The following is a 24,101-nucleotide window of genomic DNA, read 5'->3' as shown; positions in this document are numbered from 1 at the left end:
TGCCCGACTTGGGATGATCGCGGCACCGTCGTTACTCCAATGAGGTGACCCACCATTACGGACGCCACCGCGAATCCCTGTTCTGTTTTCCACCACTGCGACTGCGTAGATCTCACCGGTCGCCGATCCCTGCCTGTGGGTGGTACCCGACGATTTTCGCACGACTTTTCGCTGCCTGACGGTGATTCGTGCACCTTGTGCCACCGATATTTCCGACCTTTCGGTCGGTAAGCGGGTTCAGCAGACCTTCGTCGTTGACAGTTGCTCGTGCGGGCGGAGAGCGACGATCAACGGACTATCGTGAGCCGGTGGACGGCGTTCGGTTCGGGGTGCTTGGGCCGCTGCTCGTCACGCACGAGGGGCGGGACGTCCGCATTCCCGCAGGTCAGCCGCAGCAGGTCCTGGTGCTGCTGCTCCTGCACACCGGTCAGACCGTCAGCGTCGACCACCTCATGTCGATCCTCTGGGACGGCGATCCGCCCGCCAGCGCGCGCAAAGCCGTGCAGGTGCACGTCTCGCAGCTCAGGAGGGCCCTGAAGGACCTCCCCGGGGTGTCCCTGGAGTGGTCGCGGCAGGGCTACCGGCTCGACATCCCCGAGCGGTCGCTCGACCTGCGGCTCTTCCGCGACGCGCAGGACCCGGACGAGGCGCTGGGGTACTGGCGCGGACCCGCGCTGGCCGAGCTGACCACGAACACCCAGCTCGCGAACCAGCTGGAGGAGGAACGGCTCGCGGCCGTCGAGCGCCGTGCCGACAAAGCGATCAGGGACGGCCGGCACCACGAGATCATCGGCGAGCTGACCGGGTACGTCACGCGGCACCCGACCAGGGAACGGCTGCGTGGCGCGCTGATGGTCGCCCTGCACCGGAGCGGCCGGCAGGCAGACGCGCTCAGGACGTACGACGAGGGCCGTCGCCGGCTCGCCGAGGAGCTCGGGCTCGACCCCGGCCAGGAGCTCCAGGACCTGCACGCCGCGATCCTGCAGGGCGACATCCCCGCCGTGCCGCGCGAACTGCCGGCCAGACCCGACCCGTTCGTGGGCCGCCGCGCGGAGATCGAGTTGATCACGGGCTCGGCCGAGCCCGTGATCGCCGTGCACGGGCCGGGAGGACAGGGCAAGAGCGCGCTTGCCACCACCGCCGCGCACGCGATGGCCGAACGTTTCCCGGACGGACAGTTGTACGCCGACCTGCACGGCGCCACGCCGGGCCGGTCGCCGCTGTCGCCCGCCGAGGTGATCAGGCGGTTCCTGCGCGCCCTCGGCACGCCACCGCTGGCCGTCCCGACGGACGTCTCCGAGGCCGCCGCGCTCTACCGGTCGACGCTGGCCAGGCGGAAAGTCCTGGTGCTGCTCGACAACGCGGTGGACGCGGCGCAGGTCGGCCCGCTGCTGCCCGGCGAACCGGGTTCCACCGTGCTGATCACCAGCCGCCGGATGCTGGCGACGCTGAGCGCCCGGCACGTCCGGCTCGACCCGTTGCCGGAGGCCGACGCGCTGCGGTTGCTGGGCGACGACAGCGAGGCGGCGAAGCAGGTCGCCCGGGCCTGCGACCACCTGCCGCTGGCACTCACGATCGCGGCCGCGCGGCTGCGGTCACGGCCGGACTGGACGACCGGGACGCTGGCGAGACGGCTCGCGGACCAGCGTCATCGGCTGGACGAGCTCGACTTCGACGACCTCGGTGTGCGGTCGAGCTTCCAGCTGGGCTTCGAGGGCCTGAACGCCGTCTCGACCAGGGCGTTCATCCTGTTGTGCTGCCTCAACGTGCCGACCGTCGGCGAGCCGGTGCTCCGGGCGTTGCTCGGGCAGGCCGACGTGGACCGCGCGCTGGACCCGTTGGTGGACGCCAGACTCGTGGAGCCGTGCGGGCCGGAGCGGTACCGGGTGCACGACCTGCTGCGGTTGTTCGGCGCCGAGCACGTGAACGACGAGAAGCAGGACGCGCTCGCCCGTGCGCTCACGCACTACCGCTCCACGCTCGCCGCTGCCCTGAAGAAGCTGCGGCCACACGCATACGGCGCGCTCACGTACTCCGCGACCAAACAGGACATCGACGAACCGTTGCGGTGGCTGACCGACGAGGCCGAGAACCTGCTGGCCGCGGCACGTTCCACCGTGGCGTCCGCCGCGCTGGCCGAGCACGGGCTGGCCATCGCGCACATGCTCTACCCGCACCTGTTCAAACAGGACAGGGTCGCGGACCTGGTCGAGCTGGGCCAGATCGCGGACCAGGCCGCTCGCACCATCGGCACCTCGGCCGCGTTGCAGACGGCACTTCTGGTGCGGTCGGCCGCGAACCGCAGGATCGGCGCGTTCGAGATCGCCCTCGCCCAGCTGGAAGAAGTGCTGGAGGCGCGCGCCGACGACCCGTTCGGGCAGGGTCGTGCCCTGTCCGGCATCGGCACGATCCAGCGCGAACTGGGTGAGCTGGAGCAGGCAGAGTCGACCTTGGCGCGGGCGATCGAGCTCACGGCGGAGCACGGACCCGCCGGCGCGCAACGGGTTCCGTTGTCCGCACTGGCCCAGGTGCACCAGGTCGCCGGACGGTACGAACAGGCGCTCGACGCCGCCGTGCTGAGCCTGAAGCTCGCCCGCGAGCACGAGGACGAGGCCGGCACGGCGTACGCGCTGGCCTCGCAGGGACAGGCGTTGTTCAGGCTCGGCAGGCCGGCGGAGGCCGAGGCCTCGCTGAGTGAGTGCATCGAGCTGTGCCGGGTCACGGGCGAGCACAACGACGAGTGGCAGGCCTTGCTGTGCCGTGCGGAAGTGCTGCTGGCCGCGGGAAAGCCCGAACAGGCCACAGTGGACGCCGAACGCTGCCTGGAGATCACCGCCGCTCGTGGTGACCGGTACGGCGAGGGCGTCGCCCACCTCGTGCTCGCCAGGACGGGCCGGGAAAAGCACGCGGACCGGGCGGCCGAACTGCTCGGCACACCCGGTCTGCGCAGGGACAACCTCCTGGACAGCCTGATCGGCTGATCAGGCGCAGTGCTCGAAACCGCTGGTGTAGCTGGAGGAACCGACCATGCCGCCCCACTTGACGCACTTGCCGGGCGCCTTCTTCTTCACCGGGCCGGCGTAGTAGCCGTACTCGTCACGGTCGGTCGTGCGTGCGGCGCCCTGCACCTCGAGGAACGCGCCGACGTCGGACGCCGTGCCGATCTTGGTGGTCTTGATCGCGACCACGCAGTTGTAGCCGTTGGAGGCGTTGTACAGCAGGGAGACCCGCGCACCGGTCACGTTCGCACCGTCGATGACCTTGTAGCCGGCGCCACAGGCCTCCTCGGGCGTGTAGGGGTTGGTGGCGCCACCGCCGCCGCAGTTGTTGCTCTTGTAGCTCTTCGAGCCGTAGTACAGGGCCTGCGAGCCGTTCATCACGACGCGCTGCGGGGTGCCGTTCTTCAGCTGCTCGAAGTGCAGGTGCGGGCCGGTCGAGCCGCCGGTGCTGCCGACGTTGCCGATCTTCTGGCCCTGCGTGACGCTCTGGCCGACCGAGACGCTCTGCACGGACAGGTGGGCGTACCGGGTGGTCCAGCCGCTGCCGTGGTCGATCTCGATCCAGCGGCCGTAGCTGGTGTTGCCCTCGTTGCGGACCTTGCTGACCTTGCCCGCCGCCGACGCGACGACGACGTCGCCCTGGGCGTTGGCGCGGCTGAAGTCGATGGCCGCCAGCGGTTTGTGCGGGTTCGCGTCGTTCGGGCCGCGGGTCTGGCCCGTCCACGTCTGCCCGCACGGGAACGGCATCTGCCAGTTGGTGGCGGCCGAGGCCTGCGGCGCGATGGCCACGAGCACCCCGATCCCGACGGCGAGGCCCGCGACGGCGGACACGATTCTCTTGACGTTCATGACTTCCCCTCGTTCACCCGAAGGTCCGGCGGACCTTGGAGTACGGCGTGCCATGGCTGTTGAGCTCGCAGATCCGGACGCTCCACCCGTCGCGGACCTCGGCCTGGGCCGTGCCGGCGCTCGTGAGAGGCACCGGCACGGCCAGGGCTGTGACCGCCGCGAGGACGGTCGTCCTCATGTCAGCAGCGGATGCTGGTCCGGGCGGTCGGCGTGTTGCCGCTCCACTTGATGTTGCCGACGGCGTGGGTGCACACGCTCAGCGTGTTCGTGCCCGACGACCAGTTGTCAGCCTTGTTGCTGATGCACTTCAGGCCTTCGAGCAGGTACGGGGCGCTGGAACCGGTCGCGACCGAGACGCAGACCTCCCAGTTGGAGTGCGAGGAGCGGAAGCCCTCCCACACGTAGACGTAGGCCCAGTTCTTGTTGCAGCCCTTGAACTGCTTGACCGAACCGATGCTGGTGCCGCCGCTCTTGATGTAGGCGGTGGAACCGATCTGCGTCACCGGGCCACAGCCCGGCGCCGACTCGGCCTGCGCGGGCGAGGTGAGCCCGAGCATCGCGCCACCGACGATCACGGCTGCCCCGAGCGTACTGGCGATCTTGCTGAACATGCTTCTCCCTCAATGGTTTTGCGATGGTGCCGCAGAGATTGGTCAGTCGGTGATGTAGCCGGTCACGGCGCGCCCCCTCAGCAAGCGCTCGACGCGAGGCGGGCAGTGCGGTGCACGCCGTTCCTGTCGACGTAGAGCACCTCGCCGCGGGCGCAGCCGGGCGCGTAGACCATGTTTCCCCAGTGGTTGCCGGGCGTTCCCGCCGCGACGAAGCCGACGCGGTCGCTGCTCGACCACACGGTGATGCGCAGAGCCGAGTCGCCGCCCGCGTAGTTCGAGACCCGCACCCAGTTCGTCCTGCAACCGGGCGACCACCGCAGCTCCGCCGTACCGCCCGTGTACATGGGCGCGGTGTCCGCGGTCGTCGAACCACTACTGCACCCAGCGGCCACCGGGTCCTTGTCGTTGCACCCGCGTCCGCTGCAGGACGCGGCCTGTGCGTCCGGCGCCATGAGGAGCGTGAACGCGGCCGCGGCGATCAGGGCTGTCGACTTCATGGCGCTGACACTGCCGACCGGCGCTCACAGCGACCTGACAGCTACACCCCGTCCGGTGTCAGCGAGGTGTCAGAAGGCCACGTCAGCGAGCGGTGCGCGATCGGTCAGCGCGGGTGGCCATGGTGTCGCCATGACGTGGTTGCGCAAGCCCTGGGTGGGCCCGTTGGCGTTCGTGGTGGTGGCGTTCGTGGCGTTCTCGCTGCCGCCGTACCTGACCGGTGATCGTCTGCAGGCACGCGTGCAGTCGGACTGGGGACCGCATTTCCCCCTGCTCGTCGTGCACGTGGTCTGCGCGTCGATCGCCATCATCACGTGCGTGGTGCAGATCTGGCCGTGGTTCCGTGGCCGTTTCCCCGTGTGGCACCGCCGCATCGGCCGTGTGTACGTGTTCGCCGGTGTGCTGCCGGCCGGGCTGTCCGGGCTGGTGATCGGCTGGATGACGCCGTTCGGACCGGTCGCCCAGGTGAGCAACGTGCTGTTGGCCGTGCTGTGGCTGGCGTTCACGGGGCTGGCGTGGCGCGCGGCCCGGCGGCGCCAGTTCCGCGACCACCGCAAGTGGATGATCCGCAGCTTCGTGCTGACGGTCTCGATCATCACGAACCGGATCTGGGGCGCCGTCGCGTTCCTGCTACTGGCGGACCGCGTGCCGGAGGCGGAGCTGCCGCACACGATCGCCGGGATCGCGACCTGGACCGGGTGGACCATCCCGTTGCTGCTTTCGCAGTGGTGGCTGGAGCGCAAGCCTCGCCGGCGTGCCGCAGTCGAGCAGCGGGAGGCGATCAGCGTGAGCTGACAAGGGGTTATGCGGCGACTACGGTCGGCACTCATGAGGCTACTGCTCGCTGTCCTGATGATGGTCGTCCTCGCCCCGGTCGCGTCCGCCGCACCGGCCACGCCCACGGCGCGCTGTGAGTTCATCCCGACGCCGGAGAACCCGGCTGCCCGCCCGGTCCAGCCGCCCAAGGCCGTCGTGCCGGCTCGCGGCATCGTGAAGGTCACCATCGTGACGAACTACGGGGTGGTCGTCGCGCACCTCGACCGCGCCAACGCCCCGTGCGGCGTGGAGAACTTCGCCCACCTGGCGCGGAGCTGGTTCTACACGATGTCGCAGTGCTGGCGCCTGACCGACACCTCACGCCTGGGCGTGCTGCAGTGCGGTGACATCTACCGCGCCGAGGAGGGTGGGCCCGGTTACCGGTTCGCCGACGAGGTGACCGGCAAGGAGACCTACCCGCGCGGCACCATCGCGTACGGGAACCAGGGGCCGGGCACGAACGGCAGCGAGTTCTTCATCGTGCATTCGTTCGCCAACATCAAGCCGCTCTACACCGTGATGGGCCACGTCACCTACGGCATGGACACGCTGGACCGGATCGTGCAGGCCGGGATCGTGCCGCAGCCGGACGGCCTGCTCGACGGCGCGCCGAAGAAGCCGGTGCGGATTCTGCACGTGCTCGCCTAGTTGCTCATTTTCCGAGTAGTCGCCGTTTTGCTGAAACGGCGACTACTTTGCATTTCAACCAGTTTGGGCGAAATTCCGGTACGCGATCTCCGTCACACGTCCTACCTGCGCATATTGAGCCATTCGCACCATCGTGCATTAAGGAGGAATTGATACTCGTTGTGATCCCGCTCGCCCCCAGGAATCAATTCCGCAGCTCCTGCGCTTCCACCACCTGAATGGCGGCTGTACCAGCCAGTAGCCTCATTTCGGTCAAAGGAGGCACACAGGTGACACCCGAGTTCGAGCCGGCTCGACTCGACGACGTCGACAATCTGCTCAGGCTCTATCGGCGGGCGCACGGCGCGAACTACCCCATCGCGATGGGCACCGACCCCGACGTCATGGCCGCCGAGATCGCGGCCGCGCGCACCACGTGGCTGGTGTGGCGCGGTGGCGGCCGGGTCGTCGCCTCGATCACCGGGCACGTCGAGAGCGCGGACCGCCTCGGCAAGATCGCCGGGCTGGTCGTGGACCCGGACGCGCAGGGCGGCGGCATCGCGCACCACGCCGTCGGGCAGATCACCGGCCGCATGCTCGCGAGCGGCGAGGTCGACTCGGTCTACGGCACCGCGCGGACGATCCACCTCGCGCCGCAACGGGTGTGCCTGCGCAACGGGTTCCACCCGCTCGGGCTCGTGCCGAACCTGTTCAAGCACGCCAAGCGCGAGACGATGACGTTGCTGGCCAAGCACCGCGACGGCGTACTGGAGCAGCGGGCAGAGGTGTACAAGGTGCCCAAAAGCCTGGAAAAGCTCGTCAGAGCCACGCACGCGAAGATGCCGACGCTGCCCGAGTTCGTCGAGGACACCACCTTCACCGCCGCCGAGGTGTCGCGGCTGGAGGTCATCGAGGCGCCACAGTTCGTGCAGCGGCACTTCGAGCACACGATCAACGACCCGGCACGGCGGTTCTATCCGTTGCACAGGCCGAACGTGCTGCTGGCCGACGAACGCGGCGAGTACCAGATCTACGGGCACCTCAACCGGCACGACGGCTACTGCACGATCTTCGGTGCAACGCCGAGTCCTCAGGCACTGCTCCCGCACCTCGGCGGCGTGATCGACACGCTGGCCGGGCTGGGCGCGCCGCACGTCGAGACGCTCGTGCCGCTGCACGCGTTCGACGAGCTGAGTGCGTTGCTGGCCTTCGGTTTCCTGCCCGTCGCGCTGTACCCGGCGATGCGCAAGGACGGCGAGGTCTACCACGACTACGTGGTCATGGTGCACACACCGCAGCCGCCGGACTTCCGCGGACTCGCGATCGACGAGGCGTTCCGGCCCTTCACCGAGCAGTACATCGAGCTCTGGACGCAGAAGTTCCTCAACACCAACGGAGTCTACTGGTCATGAACTCCTCCATGGGCACGAACCCGCACTTAGGTCCAGCAACGGTGCCGGACCCATCGCTGCGCGCCGTCCAGGCGCTGTGCGACATCGCGGCGCCGTACGACCACAGCGACGAGGACCTGTTCCTGGAAGCGATGAACGAGTCGAACCGCTGGCACGCGCAGCGCAACGAGTTCTTCCGCAGCCTGTGGAACGGCAAGCCGCTCAAGGACATCACGGACCAGCCGTTCGTGCACGCCAACTTCTTCAAGATGCACGAGGTGCTGTCGGTGCCGCGCGCCGAGGTCGTCGTGCACGCCACCTCCTCCGGCACGACCGGGCAGAAGTCGCAGATGTTCTGGGACGCCTGGACTCTGCGGGCCGGCCAGCGGATGGTCGCGCGGATCTACGACCACAACGGGTTCATCTCCCGCGAGCCGGCGCACTACCTGATCAACCTGAACCAGCCGGCACCCGACGTGAAGCTCGGCAGCTCGTTCACCGGCCAGTTCATGACGGACTTCGCGCCCGTGGAGTCCGTCGACTACGGCCTCGCGCACACCGGCAGCGGGCACGAGTTCGACGCGTTCGGCAGCATCCGTGCGCTGCAACGGTTCGCGGACAGCGGCCGGCCGGTGCGGATCTTCGGGTTCCCGGCGTTCCTGAGTTTCACCATCGACCGCATGCGCGCGATGGGCGTAGAACCTTTGCGGCTCAACGATCGCTCGATGGTGTGGTTCGGCGGTGGCTGGAAGGGCAACGCGGACAAGCAGATTTCCAAGTCCGATCTGCGCGCGAAGGTGACCGGCATGCTCGGTATCCCGGACGTGCGGATCCGCGACAGCTACGGCTCGGTCGAGCACTCGGTGCCCTACGTCGAATGCGCGCACCACAACCTGCACGTGCCGACGTGGTCACGTGCGATCGTCCGGGACGTCCGGACGCTGGAACCGTTGCCGTACGGCGAGTCCGGCTACATCCAGTTCGTGTCCCCGTACATCACCTCGGCGCCCGCCCAGAGCGTGCTGATGGGTGACCTGGCCGCACTGCACGCACCTGAGGAGTGCGGTTGCGGCAACGAGACCCCGTGGTTCGAGATCCTCGGCCGCGCCGGCGTCTCCCGCAACCGTTCCTGCGCCATCGCTGCAGCAGAGCTCCTGAAAGGCAAGGCATGAGGCACTTCTGGCAGGGCGAGTGGGTCGGCGACGAGGCTGTGGCGCTGCGGCTCGACACGCTGGACGACCGCACCCAGCAGGTCATCACCGGACCGCGCCTGAACCCGCTCGTCGTACTGGCCGCCGCCGAGAAGCTGGACCTGGACCAGCACCGCGCGTCGCTGGTCTCGTGGGGCCTCGACGAGGTGGAGGTCGACGAGACGCTGGACGCGCTGCGGCACGCGTTGAGCCGCGGTTCGCTGGAACGCAAGCTGAAGCGCGAGCTCGGCAACCTCGACCCGGCCCGCATGGTCCGCTTCGACTTCCGTACGCCCACCTACGAGGCCTGGGTGCCGCTTGGCCTGCTCGCTCACGTGACGGCGGGCAACGCACCCGCCGCCGGCGTCCTGAGCGCCGTCGAGGGCCTGCTCTCGGGCAACCTCAACGTCATCAAGGTCGCGTCGGACGACTCGGGGTTCACCGCCGAGGTGCTCGCCGAACTGGCCTCGCACGACCGGACCGGTCAGATCGCCGCGCGGCTCGTCGTGCTGCACTTCTCCTCTTCGCGCACCGACTGGATGTCGCGCATGCTCGGCGCCGCCGACGCCGTCGCGGTGTGGGGCGGCGAGGAGGCGATCACCGGCGTCACCGAGCTGGCCAAGCCCGGCGCACGGGTGATCGACTGGGGACCGAAGCTGTCGTTCGCCTACCTGACCCGCGACTCATGGTCCGATGTGGACACCCTGCGCGCGCTGGCCGCGGACGTGTGCCGGCTGGAGCAGCAGGCCTGCTCCAGTCCACAGGTGATCTACCTCGACACCGAGGACTCGTCCCAGGTCTTCGCCTTCGCCGAGCGCTTCGCCACCGTGCTGGAGCAGGCGGGACCACCGACCCGCGAGCCGTCGCAGGCCGAATGGGCGGAGATCACGAACACCGTCCTCGTCACGCAACTGGAAGAACACCTCGGGTTCACGAAGGTGCACGCCGGCGAGAACTGGCGCGTGCTGGCCGACGTGCGGTTCGCGCCGCGCACCTCGCCGCTGTACCGGACGGTGTGGGTCAAGCCCTTGCCGCGCAAGCAGATCACCTCCGTGCTGCGGCCCATGCGCCGTTACCTGCAGACCGTCGGCCTCGCAGCGGACCGGCCCGACACCGCCGCGCTCGCGCGTTCGTTCGTCTCGGTCGGCGTGCAGCGGATCACCACGCCGGGTTCGATGCTCGGCGGCTACAGCGGCGAGCCGCACGACGGCGTCTACGCGTTGCAGCGCTACAGCAACCGGGTGTCCGTGCGGCTCGACGACAGGTTCGCCGCGGACGCCTCGCTGGACGACCTGGCCGAGTCGCGCCAGCTTCCGGTTCCCCCGGTCCCGGTGACCCCGAAGGCGGACTTCGAGACGCTGCAGGACCGTCCGGCGGACGTGTACTTCCGCAGCGGTGGCAGCTCCGGCGCGCCCAAGCTGTCCGCGTACACCTGGGCCGACTGGGACGAGCAGATGTGGGTCGGCGCCGAGGCGTTGCTCGCCACCGGGCTCGACCCGCGCCACGACCGCGTCATGAACCTGTTCTTCAACGGCCACATGTACGCGAGCTTCGTGAGCTTCTTCTCCGCGCTGGAGCGGATGAACGCCGTGCAGTTCCCGATGGGCGGCGAGTGGGGCCAGCTCGACGCGATCGCCCAGGCCATTGTGGACAACCGCGTCGACACGCTGCTGACCGCGCCGTCGTTCGTGCAACGGCTCTTCGCCGAGCACGGCTCGATGCTGAAGGAGTACGGCGGCATCCGCAAGATCTTCTACGCGGGCGAGCACTTCGGCGCGCAGGCCATCGCGCGGTTGCGGGACGAGTTCGGCGTCGAGACCATCCGCTCGGCCGCCTACGCGACGGTCGACGCGGGGCCCGTCGGCTATCAGTGCCAGGCTTCGACCGGCAAGGTGCACCACCTGTTCACCGGTCTGCACACGCTGGAGATCCTTGATCGCGAGACGGACCGTCTCGTCTCGTCGGGCGAACCCGGCAGGCTCGTCTTCACCACGCACACGCGGCGGGGCCAGCGGCTGGAGCGCTACGAGATCGGCGACCTGGGCCGCTGGGTCCCCGGCGCCTGCCCGTGCGGCCGTCAGACGCCCCGGTTCGAGCTGCTGGGACGCACCGGAGACGTGTTCCGGGCCGCCGCGCAGACGTTGAACTACCGGCGGTTCCTCACGATCCTGGAGGACGAGCACAGCTACTCCGGCGCGTTCCAGGTCGAGCTGAACGAGGACGCTCGGGGCGAAGAGCTGGTCGTACGACTGGAAAACGGCCGCGCGCCGGAGCCCGCGGTCACCCATCGCACGCTGCTGTCGCTCTATCCGGAGGTGTCCGAGGCCGTCGAGCAGGACGGGCTGCTGACCGTGCGCGTCGAGAACGTGCCACTCGCGGACTTCCAGCGGACGAAGAGCAGCGGCAAGTTGATCGCGGTCGTCGACCGGCGCAGCAGCAGGAGTGTGTGAACGATGTCCGTGCTCGACCTCGTCTGCTACGCCCGCACGCACTCCCCGTTCTACCGGGACCTGTACGACGGCTACGACTCCTCGACGCCGTTGGCCGACCTGCCCGTGGTCGACCAGGCCGCGTTCTGGGCCGCGAACACCGTCCGCGACAACCAGGTGCTGACCAGCGCGCACACCGACGGCCTGATCTTCAAGACCGGCGGCACCACCAAGGCCCCTCGCGTCTCCTTCTACACCAACGGGGAATGGGACGCGATGTGCCGCACGTACGCGGAAACGCTGCCCGCGGCCGGACTGCGGCACGGCGACCGCATCGCGAACCTCTTCGCCGCCGGCGAGCTCTACTCCAGCTTCGTCTTCGCCCTGAACGCGTTGCAACACTCCCCGATCGACCTGGTGCAGCTGCCGATCACCGGCAGCGCGCCGGTCGAGTTCACGCTGACCACGATGCTGGACTTCGACGCCACCGTCGTCGCGGGCTTCCCGACGACGCTGTGCCGGCTGGCCGCGCACGTTCGTTCCGAGGCCGGCTCACTGCCGTCGGTGCGGCTGGTCCTGTTCAGCGGCGAGGCCCTGTACGACGACCAGCGCGCACTCCTGCTCGAAGCGTTTCCCGGCGCCGAGTTCCGGTCGTTCGTCTACGGCAGCGTGGACGGCGGGATCATCGGCACGGCGGTGCTCGGCTCGGACGACCCGAGGGTGTTCCGTTCCTTTGTGGACAGCTCGGTGCTGGAGATCGTCGACGCCGGCACCGGCAGGCCGATCACCTCGCCGGGCCGGCCGGGCCGGTTGCTGCAGACCGACCTCACCCGGCGGCTGCAGCCGATGATCCGTTACCCGGTCGGCGACCTGGCCGAATGGGTCGACGTGGAGGACGGGATCTTCCGCCTGCTCGGCCGCGCCGACGAGGGCGCGCGGGTCGGCCCCGTGACGTTGCACCTCGACCACCTGCGGGCCGCCGTCGACCGCGCCGGGATCACGCACAACGGCGTGCAGGTCGTCATCCGCCGGATCGACGCACGAGACCAGCTGGTGCTGCGCATCGCCGGTGCGGCGCAGGACGTCTCCGCCGTCCAGGACGAGGTGCACCGGATCAGCCCGCGGTTCGCACTGCAGGCCGGCCGGGGCGTCGTGGCACCGCTCGCGGTGGAGTGGGTGGCCACGCTGGAGGTGAATCCCCGCACAGGCAAGACCCTGCGGCTCCTCGACGAGCGCCCCGTGTAGTTAGTGTGTGCCGGTGCGAAAGATCCTGGTCATCGGTATCGGCGCGGGCAATCCCGACCACCTGACGGTGCAGGCCGTCAAGGCGTTGCAGACGGTCGACGTGTACTTCGTGCTGGACAAGGGTTCCGCGAAGCAGGAGCTCGTCGACCTGCGCGCGTCGATCCTGGCGGAGCACGTGACGCGCCCGTACCGCTGGGTCGAGGGCCGGGATCCGGAACGCGACCGCAACCCCACCGACTACAGGGCGACGATCGACGCCTGGCGCCGCGACCGCGCGGACGTCGTCCGGGGGCTGCTCTCGGAACTGGGCGAGGACGAGGTCGGGGCGTTCCTGGTGTGGGGCGACCCGTCCCTGTACGACTCGACGCTGGCGATCCTCGACGACCTGCTGGCCCGCGGCGAGTCGTTCGAGGTGGAGGTCATCCCGGGCGTGACGTCGGTGGCCGCGTTGACCGCGGGCCACCGCGTGTCGCTGAACCAGGTCGGCAAGCCGGTGCAGATCACGACCGGCCGCCGGCTGGCCGCCGGGTGGCCGTCCGATGTGGACGACGTGGCCGTGATGCTGGACGCGACGTACTCGTTCGAGGGCGTCGACCCGGACACGTGGATCTACTGGGGCGCCTACCTCGGGATGCCGGACGAGATCCTGGTGTCGGGGCGGGTCGGGGACGTGGCGGCGCGGATCCGCGAGGTGCGTGACGAGGCCCGTGCGCGCAAGGGCTGGATCATGGACACCTACCTGCTGCGCCGTAGCTGACGAGGAAACGCCCTACTCGGCGATCAGGCGGCTGACCGAGCGTTCGACGAGTGCAGGGGTCGCGTTCGGGGTGGTGAACGCCAGGATCGACATGTGCACGACCATGTCCAGGAGATCATTCCAACCAACCGGTTGGTCGGGACAACCAACCGGTTGGTTGACGGCTCGGGGCGCGGCCGATCCTGTTCGCGCAGGGTGCTGTCCGACCGGGCGTTCGACGCCCTGTTCGTCGGGGCGATGCGCCGGTTCGCCTAAGGCGGGTTCCTACTGTCCGGCCAGGTACCTTCGGTTCAGAACCACCGAGGGGAGTCGTGTGCACGAGGGGCTGTCGCCGGAGGCCGAGAAGCTCTACCTGGCGATGCTGCGCGGAGACGTCACCGAGCCCGGCCCGGCACATGAGGAGCTCGAACGGCTCGGGCTGATCCGGAACAACGACGTGCGCCCGCCGCGTTCCGCGCTGGCCGCGGTCGCCTCGGGGCACGAGGTCGCGGCAGCGCGGGCCAGGGAGACCGCTGAGGTCCTGGCCGCCGCCTATGCCGAGCGCGGTGCGAAGGAGGTCGACTTCGTCGAGGTCCTCACGGAGGCGGACGAGGTGATCAGCGCGTTCGAGGAGATGCAGAGCCAGGCCAAGTCGGAGATCCGGGCGCTCGATCCCGGTTCGTACCTGAGCCCTCAGCCGGAGGCGAGTCCCGCGCAGCCTCCGGCGCTGGCCCGCGGTGTCGCCTACCGGGTCGTGTACGAGTCGGCGTTGCTGCAGACCGAACGCGGATTCGCGTCCGTGCAGGAGAGCATCGCGGTGGGCGAGCAGGCGCGGACGTTCCCCGGCGTGCCGCTGAAACTCGTGATCGCCGACTCGGACCGGGCGTTGATCGCGGTGCCGACCGTCACGGGCGGGAACGTGGTCGCGCTTCTCATTCACCCGTCCGTGCTACTGAGCGCGTTGATCGAGTTGTTCGAGGCGTTCTGGCGGATGGCGGTGTCGATCACCCCCGGCGGCCAGGAGGACACCCAGCAGGAGCCGACCACGGCTACCCGGAGGCTGATGGCGCTGCTCAGCGCCGGTCTGACGGACGAGTCGATCGCGCGCGAGCTCGGCGTCAGCGAACGCACGGTGCACCGCCGGGTGAGCCGGCTGCAGCAGTTGCTGGGGGCGCAGACCCGGTTCCAGCTCGGCGTCCAGGCATCACGGCGGGGTTGGCTTTAGTCACCCGATGTCACAGAGCTGACGATCTTCATCACTCTGTGAACACGATCGGTGACGGTTTCCAGACATGGCGACTTTCTGCCATCACCCACGAGTGTTAAACGCGGTTTTTTCCTTTCTCCTCTGTTGCAAGCGCGGTCTTACCCAGGCCGTGCGGGGGCAGGAAGGGATCTACCGTGAGGCAGTACTTCAGAGGCGGCATCGCCGCGGTCACAGGGGCGCTGATCGCGACGAGCATCGTGCTCACGCCGACGGCGAGCGCGGCCGCCAAGCAGGACCCGGACACCCAGGCACTCGCGGGTGCCCTCGCCACGCAACAGGTGACCTGGGAGGAGTGCACCTTCCCCGGCGTGGCCGAGGAGACCGTCAAGAGGTTCAAGACCGTCAAGGGTCTCGCCTGCGCGACCATCCAGGTCCCGCGCGACTGGCACAACCCGGCCGACGGCAACACGATCGGCATCCGCGTCTCCAAGACCGAGACCGCGTACAAGGGCACCAGCCGTCAGGGCATCGCGCTGGTCAACCCCGGTGGCCCCGGCGGCTCCGGCCTGCCGTGGGGCGCGGCGATGGCCCTGCGCACCCCGGTCCTCGCCGGCCAGTACGACTTCATCGGCTTCGACCCGCGCGGTGTCGGCCTCTCCACGCCGCTCAAGTGCAGCTACACCGTCCCGAACAGCACCGACATCAACGTGCTGAACAAGGCGAAGGTCGACGGCTGCCTCGAGAACCCGCTGACCAAGTTCATCACCACCGAGCAGACCGCATACGACATGGACTTCATCCGCGTCGTGCTCGGCGAGAAGAAGATGAGCTACATCGGCTACTCCTACGGCACGTGGCTCGGCACCTGGTACGCCGCTACGTTCCCGGGCAAGGCGCACCGCTTCCTGCTCGACTCGGCCGTCGACGCCTCGCAGACGACCCTCGAGAACACCTGGGACCTGCAGCCGCGCACCCGCGACCGCCAGTTCCAGGAGGCGCTGCTGCCGTACATGGCGCGCAACGACGCCGAGTACGGCCAGGGCACCGACCCGATGGAGATCCGCCGCAACTGGGAGAAGGCCGGCGGCACGCGTGAGTTCCTGGGTCAGCTGTTCGTCGCGTGGTTCGTGATCCCGGCCATGTACGACACGTCCCAGTACCCGACCGCGGCCGCTGCGGTGTCCGCGGTGATCGGCACCCCGGCCGCCGGCACGGACGCGGAGAAGGTCGAGCAGCTCGTCTCGAAGATGCTGGCCACCAAGGGCCTCAGCGACGAGAACAAGGCGTTCATCGCGAAGGCCAAGTCCAACGCGCTCGCCGCCATCGCCAAGAAGGAGCGCGTCGCGGTGAAGACCACGACCGCCGCCGCCGAGGTCGAGACCTGGGACGCGACGTTCGAGGCGATCCGCTGCCAGGACGGTCAGTGGAACCAGAACCTGCACTACTGGAACTACTGGCTCGCCGACCTGACCGTGAACGCGCCGTTCATCGCGCCGTTCATGGGCACCCCGCTGTGCGCGTACTGGCCGACGAAGAACGCGATGCCGAAGCCGGACAAGAAGACGTTCCCGCGTCTGCTGGTCGCGCAGTCCGAGCTCGACGCCGCCACCGCCTACGAGGGTGGCCTCGCCACGGCGAAGGCGCTGCCGAAGGCCAAGCTGATCAGCGTCGACAACGAGGGCTCGCACGGCCTGTTCCCGTACAACACGGACTGCGTCGACGACCCGATCGTCTTCTTCTTCCAGACCGGTGCCACCCCGCGCAAGCAGTTCACGGGCTGCCAGGCGCTTCCGCTGCCCGGTGAGGACAAGACGTTCGAGGTCGGCGGCAAGCTCACCAACGGCAAGGTCAAGATCAAGATGATCACGCCCGCGGTGAAGGAAGCCAACAAGATCGTCAAGGACCTGCTGAGCGGTTCCTCGACGGCGGCTGCCGACGAGTCGGGCATGCCGGCCAACCTGTAACACCCTTGCAGAGCAACGGTCCCCGGCACGCTGTGCCGGGGACCGTTTCCATCTGCGGGCGGTCGCTCTCGCTTCCCGTCCCGCCGAGCAGCTTTCCCTAGCGCTGCCACCATTTCTTGCGGACCACGTCGATGACGACGCAGGTGATGTTGTCCGGGCCGCCGTTGCCGTTCGCCAGTGCGATCAGCTGCCAGGCCGCCTCTGTTCCGTCCTCCGTGGACAGCAGGATCTCGTGGACGTCACCGAGGTCGGTGTAGTCGGTCAGGCCGTCGCTGCAGAGCAGGTAACGGTCCTCGATCTTGGCCTGGTGCCACGAGAGATCGGGGTCGTGCGAGTTGCCGGACTGCAGGGCGCGCAGCACGTAGGCGCGGCGCGGGTGCACCAGGGCTTCTTCCGGTGTCATGCGACCGGCGTCCACCAACGCCTGGACCATGGTGTGGTCGTGGGAGATCTGGCGGAGTTCGCCTTCCCTGAGCACGTACGCGCGGGAGTCGCCGATGTGCGCCAGTTGGAAGGCGAGGCCCTCCCACCGGATGGCGGTCAGCGTGGTGCCGGCGCCCTGGGGCGTCTCGGCGTCGAGTCTGCGCGCGATCTCGGCCACGGCGGGCCCCAGGTCGCCCTCCCAGCCCGCGAGGACGTTGACCGCGAGTGCGCTGGCCACTTCGCCGTGCTCGTGGCCGCCCATGCCGTCCGCCACGGCCTGCAGATCCGCGCGGACGTAGACCGAATCCTCGTTGTGCTCACGGACGAGCCCAGGATCGGTCGCCACGGCGATGCGCAGCTCGTGTGTCATGTTCTCCAGTAGATCAGTTGTGAAGTGAGTTCACAAGCAATACGGTTGTGAACATGGATGAGACTGTCAATGCCGGTGACATAGCGCGCCTCGCCGATGTGGGGCGGGCGGCCGTGTCGAACTGGCGGCGGCGGTTCGAGGACTTTCCGTCGCCGGTCGGTGGGACGGCCTCCAGTCCGTTGTACCTGTTGCGCGACGTGGAGTTATGGCTTCGGCGCAACGGGAAGCCGTTCCGGGTCTCCCCGGCCGAGCGGCTGTGGACGCGGTTGCGGACCGCGGACGATCTGAAGCTCGGCCAGGCACTGGCCGCGGTCGAGGCCGACGCGGAGACGTTCGAGTACCTGCACGAGCGGTACCTGGAGGCCCACTCGCGGCTGCTGAACCCCACTCCGCCCGAGGTCGTCGAGGTCGTCCTGGCCACGACGGACGGCGACACGGTGATCGATCCGGCGTGCGGCACGGGGAGTCTGCTGAAGGCCTCCAGGGCGCGGAACAAGATCGGGCAGGAGCTCGATCCCGTGTCGGCCGTCATCGCGCGGCGCCGGATGCCGGCCGCGCAGATCTTCACCGGCGACTCGTTGCGGCACAACGGGGTGCAGGTGAAGGCAGACGCGGTGGTGTGCGATCCGCCGTGGCACGACCGGGCGTGGGGGCACGAGGAACTGGTCGGCGACGCCCGGTGGACCTACGGCCTGCCGCCTCGCGGCGAACCGGAGCTGGCCTGGTTGCAGCACTGCCTGTCGCTGGCGAAGCCCGGCGGGCTGGTGGCGGTGCTGCTGCCGTCGGCGGCGGCGTCGAGGAGGCCGGGCAAGCGGATCCGCGGCAACCTGCTGCGCGCCGGGGCGTTGCGCGCGGTGATGACCGTGCAGCCGGGGCGTGATCTGTGGCTGCTGCGCAACCCGATCGGCCGCGCACTCGAGTACATCGCGCTCCTGGAGACACCGGGCCCGCTCGACCCGAACACGCGGGTCATCGACCTGCTGGACGACGACGTCGACCTCAGTCCGTCGCGCCGCAGCGGCACCGACGCGTCCGCCTACCTCGCGGCACAGCCGACGTTCGGCCTGCCGCCGTTGCCCGAGCTGCGGCAGCAGGACGATCCCCCGATGACCACGATCGGCGAGCTGGTCCGCGCGGCCCCCGGCCGGCACGTCGTCACGTCCCCCACCGGCGCGACGTACGAGATCGACCCACGCAAGCTCGACCCGGACTTTCTCGAAGGCGTGCTGCGCGCCGCGTTCGCCAGGACGCCGACCGGCTCGACCCGGCTCGATGTGCGCCGGACGCAGGTCCCGTCGCTGCCGCTGGCGGGACAACAGCGGTACGGCCGGGCGTTCGCGCAGCTCAAAGCGCTGGAAACAGGCCTGGACGAGGCCGCCACGCTGGTCCGTCTGGGCTACAGTGGACTCCTGAGCGGACAGGTCGGGCCGGCGTGATGGCGGCAGATTCACCCGATCGGGATGTCCTGAAACGCTGTTACCGTCGCCTCGCGTACGAGGAAGCGCGGGGTGGGCGAACAGGTGACGGCAGTTAGGCTCCCGGGGTGCTGATCGCCGACCGCTATGAGATCGACGACCTGCCGCTGGGGCGGGGTGGCATGGGGGCCGTGCACAAGGGCCGGGACCTGCGGCTGGATCGGCGCGTCGCGGTCAAGCTGCTGCGGCTGCCCGGCAGCGACGACGAGGTGGCGCAGCGCTTCGCGCGTGAAGCGCGGATCGTCGCCAGGCTGGAACACCCCGGAGTGCCCGTCCTGTACGACTTCGGGACGTTCGAGCAGCGCCTCTTCCAGGTCATGCAGTTCGTCGACGGCGTCACGGTCGCGGACCTGGTCGGCGAGTTCGGCCCGCTGCCGCAGGCCTGGGCCGCGAACATCGCCGCGCAGACCGCCGCGGTGCTGGCCGCGGCGCACGAACGCGGCATCTGCCACCGCGATCTCAAGCCCACCAACCTGATGCTGTGCCCGGACGGGGCGGTGAAGGTGCTGGACTTCGGCCTCGCGCTGCTGCGGGAGAGTGACGTCGCGCCGTTCAGCCGAGCCGGTCAGATCCTCGGCACACCCTCGTACATGGCGCCGGAACAGATCCAGCGTGGCACCGCAGAGCCGCGCAGCGACCTGTACGCGCTGGGATGCGTGCTGCACGAGATGCTGACGGGCGAACAACTCTTCACCGGGCCGACGGCCTACGCGGTGTTCGACAAGCACGTCAAAGAGGTGCCCCGCGCGGTCGAGGGCGCGCTCGACCCGTTGGTGCAACGGTTGCTGGCCAAGGAACCCGACGGGCGGCCGGCGACGGCGCTGGAGGTTTTCGAGGACCTGCAAGGGTTTGCGCAGGATCCGCCGGCGTTGCCCGGTTTCGTGCGGGACGGCTCGACGGCGATGTACTCGAGCGTGCAGGTCAGGCCGGGATTCGGTTCACCTCGTGATCACCGGTCGCCCACAGGTGCTGCACCGCGTACGCACGCCACGGCCGCCACGCCTCCGAACGCCTGACCAGCGCCGCGGGCGTCGACGGCAGTCCGAGAGCCTCCGCGGCCAGCCGAATCCCGAGATCGGTCGGCAGGAACGCGTCGGGATCGCCCAAAGAGCGCATCAGGATCGACTCGACCGTCCACGGGCCGAAGCCCGGCAGCGACGAAAGCCATTCGCGCGCAACGGCTCGGTCCGCGCCGGGAGACAGGTCCAAACCGGACTCGAGGGCGTCCAGCAACGCGGCCATCGTGCGGCGGCGGGACTCGGGCATCGCCAGCGCCGCGGGATCGAACGACAGCGGGAACAGGTACAGGTCCCCCACCGGCGTACCGAAAGCCGCCACGAGGCGTGCGGCGTGCGTGCGCGCGGCTTTCGTCGACACCTGTTGACCCAGCACGGCGCGAATGGCGAACTCCGCGCCGTCGACCGTGCGCGGCACACGACGCCCCGGAGCAACCGAAACCAGCGGCGCCAAAAGAGGATCCGCGGACAACGCCGCATCGATCGCCAATGGATCAGCGTCGAGGTCCAGCAGAAACCGGCAAAGGTCTAGAGCACTAGCCGAATCGCGAGAATCCGACAGTTGCAGCGTGCACTCGACGTGATCCGGGAACGGCCGCAAAGACGCGATGCCGAAACCGCAAGGAAGCCGCAAGCTGCGCCGGTAGACACCGTTCCGCCACTCCTCCACACCGGGCACGGCGGTGGCGATGAGGTGGCCGAACAGGTTGTCAGGACACAATGGTGCTTGAAAGTGCAACTGTTCTGAGAACGTGGCCGGCGGCATACCCGCCAGCATGGCGCCATTCCAATCGGGACGCTGGCGGGAAAGCGACATCATTCCGGACGGGGCCAACCGGGTGACCTGCTTCGCGGCGCGAAAATCCGTGGCTAGGCTGACCGTCGCGCCGTGGCAAGAGTTGTCGGTTTCAGCATGGAAGGGCGGCGTCGCGTGCGATGAGAGCGGCCTGGACGCGGTTGTCGCACCGAAGTTTCGTCAGCAGTCGGCTGACGTGGGCCTTGATAGCCCCTTCTGAGAGGTACATGAGCCGTGCGATCCGTGCATTCGCCATGCCCTGCGCCAGGTACACCAACACTTCCTGCTCACGTCGGGTGAGCAGGCCGATGCGGCTGCGCGCGGCGTCACGGCGTTCCGAGTCGGCGCCGGTGAAGTGGTCGATCAACGCACGCGTCGCGGACGGCGAGAGGATCGCCTCTCCGGCGGCGACGGCGCGCACGGCGTTCACCAGCGCGTCGGGTTCACCGCTCTTGAAGAGGAATCCCGCCGCGCCGGCGCGCAGCGCGGGGAAGAGCATCTCCTCGGTCGGCGGGGTGCACAGCATGATCACCTGCGTGCCCGGCACGTGCCTGCGCACCAGCCGCACCGCCGCGAGGCCTTCCATGCCCGGCATGGAGGCGTCCATCAGCAGTACCTGCGGACGCTGGCGCCGCGCGAGTTCGAGCGCTCCGCCGCCGTCACCGGCCTCGCCGACCACCACGACGTTGCCGGCGCGCTCCAGCACACCGCGTACTCCAGTGCGGATCAGAACCTCGTCGTCGGCGATGCCGACGGTGATCGTGCGCGGTTTGTCCACCAGTTGCAGACCTGCGCTCGCCCACGAGGTGCTCGTCGTCAACGTCATGCGCACTCCCTGTCAGACCGGACCAGTCACCAGTTTGTTCCCGAACGAGGACTACGGGAAGGCAGGCATAACGAAGAGGTTGCGAACCGTCTCACGCACACGCAGGCGTAACGGGTTGCACATAACGGGTCACCACACACGACCTGCGAGAACGCCGGACCGAGACAGGAACAACCTGCCGTTACGGCTTGAGGAGAGGGACTCATGACCAGCAACGGGCGTTGCGCGCTGTGCGACGGCACGATGCCTCCCGCCACCTCCGAGCAACGCAGGTCCTACTGCTCCAACGCATGCCGCCAACGGGCGTATCGCCGCCGCGTCACCGTGTCCACGGCAACGCCCGTCACCAGGCAGAACATGCGGGTGCTCTCGAACCTGCCCGCCGCGCGCGACACGTTCGTCGGCCGCCAGCAGGAGCTCTCGAAACTCGACCAGCTCCTGCGCAGGCATCGTCTCGTTACGCTCGTCGGCAGTGCGGGTGCGGGCAAGACGAGGCTCGCACTGGAGGCCGCCGGAAGACTGCGACGCGGGAGAACCGACCGGGTCCTCCTCGTCGCGCTGGGCGAGATCACCGCTTCCCGAGACGTCATGCCAGCCCTCGCTGACGCGCTCGGGGTCACCGTTCAGTCCGACGAACCGTTGCGCGACACCGTGGTCGAGACGCTCGTGAACATGAAAGTGCTCGTGGTCCTCGACAACTGCGAGCACCTCCTCGACACGTGCGCCGAACTCACCGACATGCTGCTCAACCGCTGCCCCGGCGTCCGGGTGCTCGCGACGTCACGCGAAGCCCTCTGGATCACCGGTGAGGTCAGCTTCCACGTCGAGGGTCTGCCTGTTCCCTCAACGGATCGGGACCTGGTCACGACGGCGGCGCCGCGCTCGGAGGCCGTGAAGCTGTTCGTGGACAGGGCCCGTGAGCGCAAGCCCGACTTCCGGCTGACCCTCGACGACACCGCCGCGGTCGCCCTGTTGTGCGCACGGCTGGAAGGCATGCCGCTCGCGATCGAACTGGCGGCGCGCTGGGTGCAGTTGTTGCCGGTCACGGCCATCTGCGACCGCATGGACGAGCCGCTGGAACTGCTGACGCTGGGCTGCCGCAAGTCGCCGTCGCGCCAGAGTTCGCTGCGCGAGGCCATCGACTGGAGCTACCAGCTGCTGCGGCCGGACGAGCAGTTCGCGCTGCGGCGGCTTTCCGTCTTCGACGGCGGGTTCGACCTGGCCGCGGCCAACGAGGTCTGCTCGTCGGAACGCTCCGCGGAACCCGTGCTGGACGTGCTGTCGCGGCTGCAGGCGAAGTCGTTGCTGGCGGCCATCCCCGGCACGACGCGGTTTCGTCAACTGGAAACGATTCGCTTGCACGCCAAGGAGAAGCTGCTGGCGGCCGGCGAGCTGGACGTCGCCTACGAGGCACTGGCCCGCTGGTTCACGGACCTGTCGGACGTGCTGATCACCGCACCCCTGTCGATGCCCGCGGACGTGCAGCACAAGCTCGACAACCACGTCGACAGCCTGCTCGGCACCGTCGAGTGGGCGGCCGATCGCGCCGACGAACGGTTGCTGCTGCTCACCGCTGCCCTGGCGGACTGCACCGCTCGGCGCGGACTGCTCGGCCAGGCGCGGGTGATGCTGCGGGACGCGCTGCGGCGACCATCCACCCGGGACGACTACCGTTGCGTGGCGCTGAACCACGCCGCCAGGTTCGCGGCCGAGCAGGGCGATCACGACGAGGCCGCCGAACTCTCCGCCGAGGCGTCGCGGCTGGTCAGGGACATCGGACAGCCCGCGCTCGTGATGAGCAGCCGCAGCACGCTGGCGGCCGTCCAGCAGTCGTCCGGCGAGTGGGAGGCGTCGGTCGAGAACAACACCGAATGCCTGCGCGTCGCGGAGTTGCTGGGCGAACCCCTCGCCCGTGCGACGGCATTGGTCGATCTGGCACGCACGGCGTTGTCGCTGGGCAAGCACGAACGCGCCGAGAAGAACGTCATGTCCGCGTTGCCCATCTCGCGCGCGTCGGGCGTTCCCGCGCGCATCGCCTCCGCTCTCAACACACGCGGCGCCGTCGCGTTGGTGCAGGGCGACCTGGACGAGGCCACGCACGCCTTCCAGGAGGCGCTGCGGATGGACGGCCTCAACCCGATGACCGCTCCCGACGCCCTGGAAGGTCTAGCCGTGGTCGCCTTGACGCGCGGTCAGGCCGAGCGCGCGCTACGACTCGAAGCGACCGGACGGGCCATGCGCCGGTCTGTCGGTGTGGTGCCGAACCCGTTCTGGGCGGAAAAGGTCGCGGGGGCCATGCGAACCGCACGGCTGATGCTGCCCGTCGCGCGCGCAGAGGCCGCGGCCACCCCGTTGACCGCCGCCGACACCGAGGCGTTCATCCAGGACGAGGTGTGGCTGGACCGCACCGAGGCGGCGTTCGACTCGCTCGACGACCACGAGCGGCGGGTGATCGCGTTGCTGGCGAGCGGGCTCACGAACCAGCAGATCGCGAACCGGCTCAACGTGTCCGTGCGGACCGTGGCCTCCCGGCTGCAGCGGCTGCGGGACAAGCTGGGGCTGCGGAGCCGGGAGGACATCGCGGCCTGGGGTGCGGAGCGCGCTATCGGCTGAGCGTGTAGACGACCAACCACAGT

The 24,101-nt window shown here is 69.0% G+C and carries 20 protein-coding genes; 13 read left to right on the top strand and 7 right to left on the bottom strand.

Features of this window, described 5'->3' with window-relative positions; all coding sequences use genetic code 11:
• The first annotated feature begins 308 nt into the window (after nucleotides 1–308).
• Nucleotides 309–2,981: an AfsR/SARP family transcriptional regulator gene (locus BLR21_RS10055; protein ID WP_176929557.1), complete on the top strand. Its 2,673-nt coding sequence runs from the start codon at nucleotides 309–311 to the stop codon at nucleotides 2,979–2,981.
• Here the strand turns inward: BLR21_RS10055 and BLR21_RS10050 are convergent, their stop codons facing one another.
• From BLR21_RS10050 to BLR21_RS10040, 4 genes are all read right to left on the bottom strand, one after another.
• A complete protein-coding gene (locus tag BLR21_RS10050; protein WP_090005520.1) occupies nucleotides 2,982–3,848 on the bottom strand; it encodes a M23 family metallopeptidase in 867 nt (288 codons plus the stop codon).
• A gap of 13 nt (nucleotides 3,849–3,861) precedes the next feature.
• Nucleotides 3,862–4,026 carry a hypothetical protein gene (locus BLR21_RS42385; RefSeq protein WP_176929556.1) on the bottom strand — a complete coding sequence of 55 codons (165 nt, stop codon included), beginning with the start codon at nucleotides 4,024–4,026 and terminating at the stop codon, nucleotides 3,862–3,864.
• 1 nt (nucleotide 4,027) lies between these two features.
• Nucleotides 4,028–4,459, bottom strand: a complete 432-nt coding sequence (locus BLR21_RS10045) for a hypothetical protein (RefSeq protein ID WP_090005519.1) — start codon at nucleotides 4,457–4,459, stop codon at nucleotides 4,028–4,030.
• A gap of 77 nt (nucleotides 4,460–4,536) precedes the next feature.
• Complete coding sequence (locus tag BLR21_RS10040) at nucleotides 4,537–4,956, bottom strand: DUF2690 domain-containing protein (RefSeq protein WP_090005518.1); 420 nt, start codon at nucleotides 4,954–4,956, stop codon at nucleotides 4,537–4,539.
• A 130-nt stretch (nucleotides 4,957–5,086) separates the two neighbouring features.
• Here BLR21_RS10040 and BLR21_RS10035 point away from each other — a divergent pair, with 130 nt between their 5' ends.
• The 9 genes from BLR21_RS10035 to BLR21_RS09995 all read left to right on the top strand — a co-directional run bounded on the left by BLR21_RS10035 (nucleotide 5,087) and on the right by BLR21_RS09995 (nucleotide 16,559).
• Nucleotides 5,087–5,749, top strand: coding sequence for a DUF2306 domain-containing protein (locus BLR21_RS10035; RefSeq protein ID WP_090005517.1), 663 nt, complete (start codon nucleotides 5,087–5,089; stop codon nucleotides 5,747–5,749).
• Between the two features lie 33 nt (nucleotides 5,750–5,782).
• The gene (locus BLR21_RS10030; protein WP_090005516.1) at nucleotides 5,783–6,418 is read left to right on the top strand and encodes a peptidylprolyl isomerase; all 636 of its coding nucleotides are present in this window, start codon (nucleotides 5,783–5,785) and stop codon (nucleotides 6,416–6,418) included.
• 269 nt (nucleotides 6,419–6,687) lie between these two features.
• Nucleotides 6,688–7,809 (top strand): GNAT family N-acetyltransferase, encoded by a 1,122-nt coding sequence (locus tag BLR21_RS10025; protein WP_090005515.1) that lies wholly within the window; start codon nucleotides 6,688–6,690, stop codon nucleotides 7,807–7,809.
• 41 nt (nucleotides 7,810–7,850) lie between these two features.
• Nucleotides 7,851–8,960, top strand: coding sequence for a LuxE/PaaK family acyltransferase (locus BLR21_RS10020; RefSeq protein ID WP_218130820.1), 1,110 nt, complete (start codon nucleotides 7,851–7,853; stop codon nucleotides 8,958–8,960).
• A complete protein-coding gene (locus BLR21_RS10015) occupies nucleotides 8,957–11,428 on the top strand; it encodes an acyl-CoA reductase (protein ID WP_090005513.1) in 2,472 nt (823 codons plus the stop codon). Before BLR21_RS10020 ends, BLR21_RS10015 begins: the two co-directional genes overlap by 4 nt.
• Nucleotides 11,429–11,431: 3 nt before the next feature.
• Nucleotides 11,432–12,652: a phenylacetate--CoA ligase family protein gene (locus BLR21_RS10010; protein WP_090005512.1), complete on the top strand. Its 1,221-nt coding sequence runs from the start codon at nucleotides 11,432–11,434 to the stop codon at nucleotides 12,650–12,652.
• A 13-nt stretch (nucleotides 12,653–12,665) separates the two neighbouring features.
• On the top strand, nucleotides 12,666–13,409 hold the full coding sequence (cobF, locus tag BLR21_RS10005) for a precorrin-6A synthase (deacetylating) (RefSeq protein WP_090005641.1): 744 nt from the start codon (nucleotides 12,666–12,668) through the stop codon (nucleotides 13,407–13,409).
• 313 nt (nucleotides 13,410–13,722) lie between these two features.
• A complete protein-coding gene (locus BLR21_RS10000; RefSeq protein ID WP_256334593.1) occupies nucleotides 13,723–14,613 on the top strand; it encodes a helix-turn-helix transcriptional regulator in 891 nt (296 codons plus the stop codon).
• Nucleotides 14,614–14,789: 176 nt separating this feature from the next.
• Entirely contained in the window at nucleotides 14,790–16,559 is a 1,770-nt protein-coding gene (locus tag BLR21_RS09995) for an alpha/beta hydrolase (RefSeq protein WP_256334592.1), read from the top strand.
• A gap of 97 nt (nucleotides 16,560–16,656) precedes the next feature.
• Here the strand turns inward: BLR21_RS09995 and BLR21_RS09990 are convergent, their stop codons facing one another.
• Nucleotides 16,657–17,352, bottom strand: a complete 696-nt coding sequence (locus BLR21_RS09990; protein WP_090005511.1) for a PP2C family protein-serine/threonine phosphatase — start codon at nucleotides 17,350–17,352, stop codon at nucleotides 16,657–16,659.
• 53 nt (nucleotides 17,353–17,405) lie between these two features.
• Here BLR21_RS09990 and BLR21_RS09985 point away from each other — a divergent pair, with 53 nt between their 5' ends.
• Both BLR21_RS09985 and BLR21_RS09980 read left to right on the top strand, forming a co-directional pair.
• Nucleotides 17,406–18,788, top strand: a complete 1,383-nt coding sequence (locus BLR21_RS09985) for an N-6 DNA methylase (protein WP_176929555.1) — start codon at nucleotides 17,406–17,408, stop codon at nucleotides 18,786–18,788.
• Nucleotides 18,789–18,895: 107 nt separating this feature from the next.
• Nucleotides 18,896–19,843 carry a serine/threonine-protein kinase gene (locus tag BLR21_RS09980; RefSeq protein WP_090005509.1) on the top strand — a complete coding sequence of 316 codons (948 nt, stop codon included), beginning with the start codon at nucleotides 18,896–18,898 and terminating at the stop codon, nucleotides 19,841–19,843.
• Here the strand turns inward: BLR21_RS09980 and BLR21_RS09975 are convergent.
• Together BLR21_RS09975 and BLR21_RS09970 are read right to left on the bottom strand one after the other, a co-directional pair.
• Nucleotides 19,749–20,609, bottom strand: a complete 861-nt coding sequence (locus BLR21_RS09975) for a DNA-3-methyladenine glycosylase family protein (protein WP_256334591.1) — start codon at nucleotides 20,607–20,609, stop codon at nucleotides 19,749–19,751. The genes BLR21_RS09980 and BLR21_RS09975 overlap by 95 nt on opposite strands.
• Before the next feature lie 142 nt (nucleotides 20,610–20,751).
• On the bottom strand, nucleotides 20,752–21,465 hold the full coding sequence (locus BLR21_RS09970; RefSeq protein WP_090005507.1) for a response regulator: 714 nt from the start codon (nucleotides 21,463–21,465) through the stop codon (nucleotides 20,752–20,754).
• Between the two features lie 204 nt (nucleotides 21,466–21,669).
• On the opposite strand from BLR21_RS09970, the gene BLR21_RS09965 reads away from it, so the two are divergent.
• The gene (locus tag BLR21_RS09965; protein ID WP_090005506.1) at nucleotides 21,670–24,078 is read left to right on the top strand and encodes an ATP-binding protein; all 2,409 of its coding nucleotides are present in this window, start codon (nucleotides 21,670–21,672) and stop codon (nucleotides 24,076–24,078) included.
• Nucleotides 24,079–24,101: the final 23 nt, after the last annotated feature.

This window comes from Lentzea albidocapillata subsp. violacea (genome assembly GCF_900100275.1).
Lineage (GTDB): Bacteria > Actinomycetota > Actinomycetes > Mycobacteriales > Pseudonocardiaceae > Lentzea > Lentzea violacea.
The sequence above is the reverse complement of the archived record's forward strand: the minus strand, read 5'-3'. Positions and strand labels throughout refer to the sequence as shown.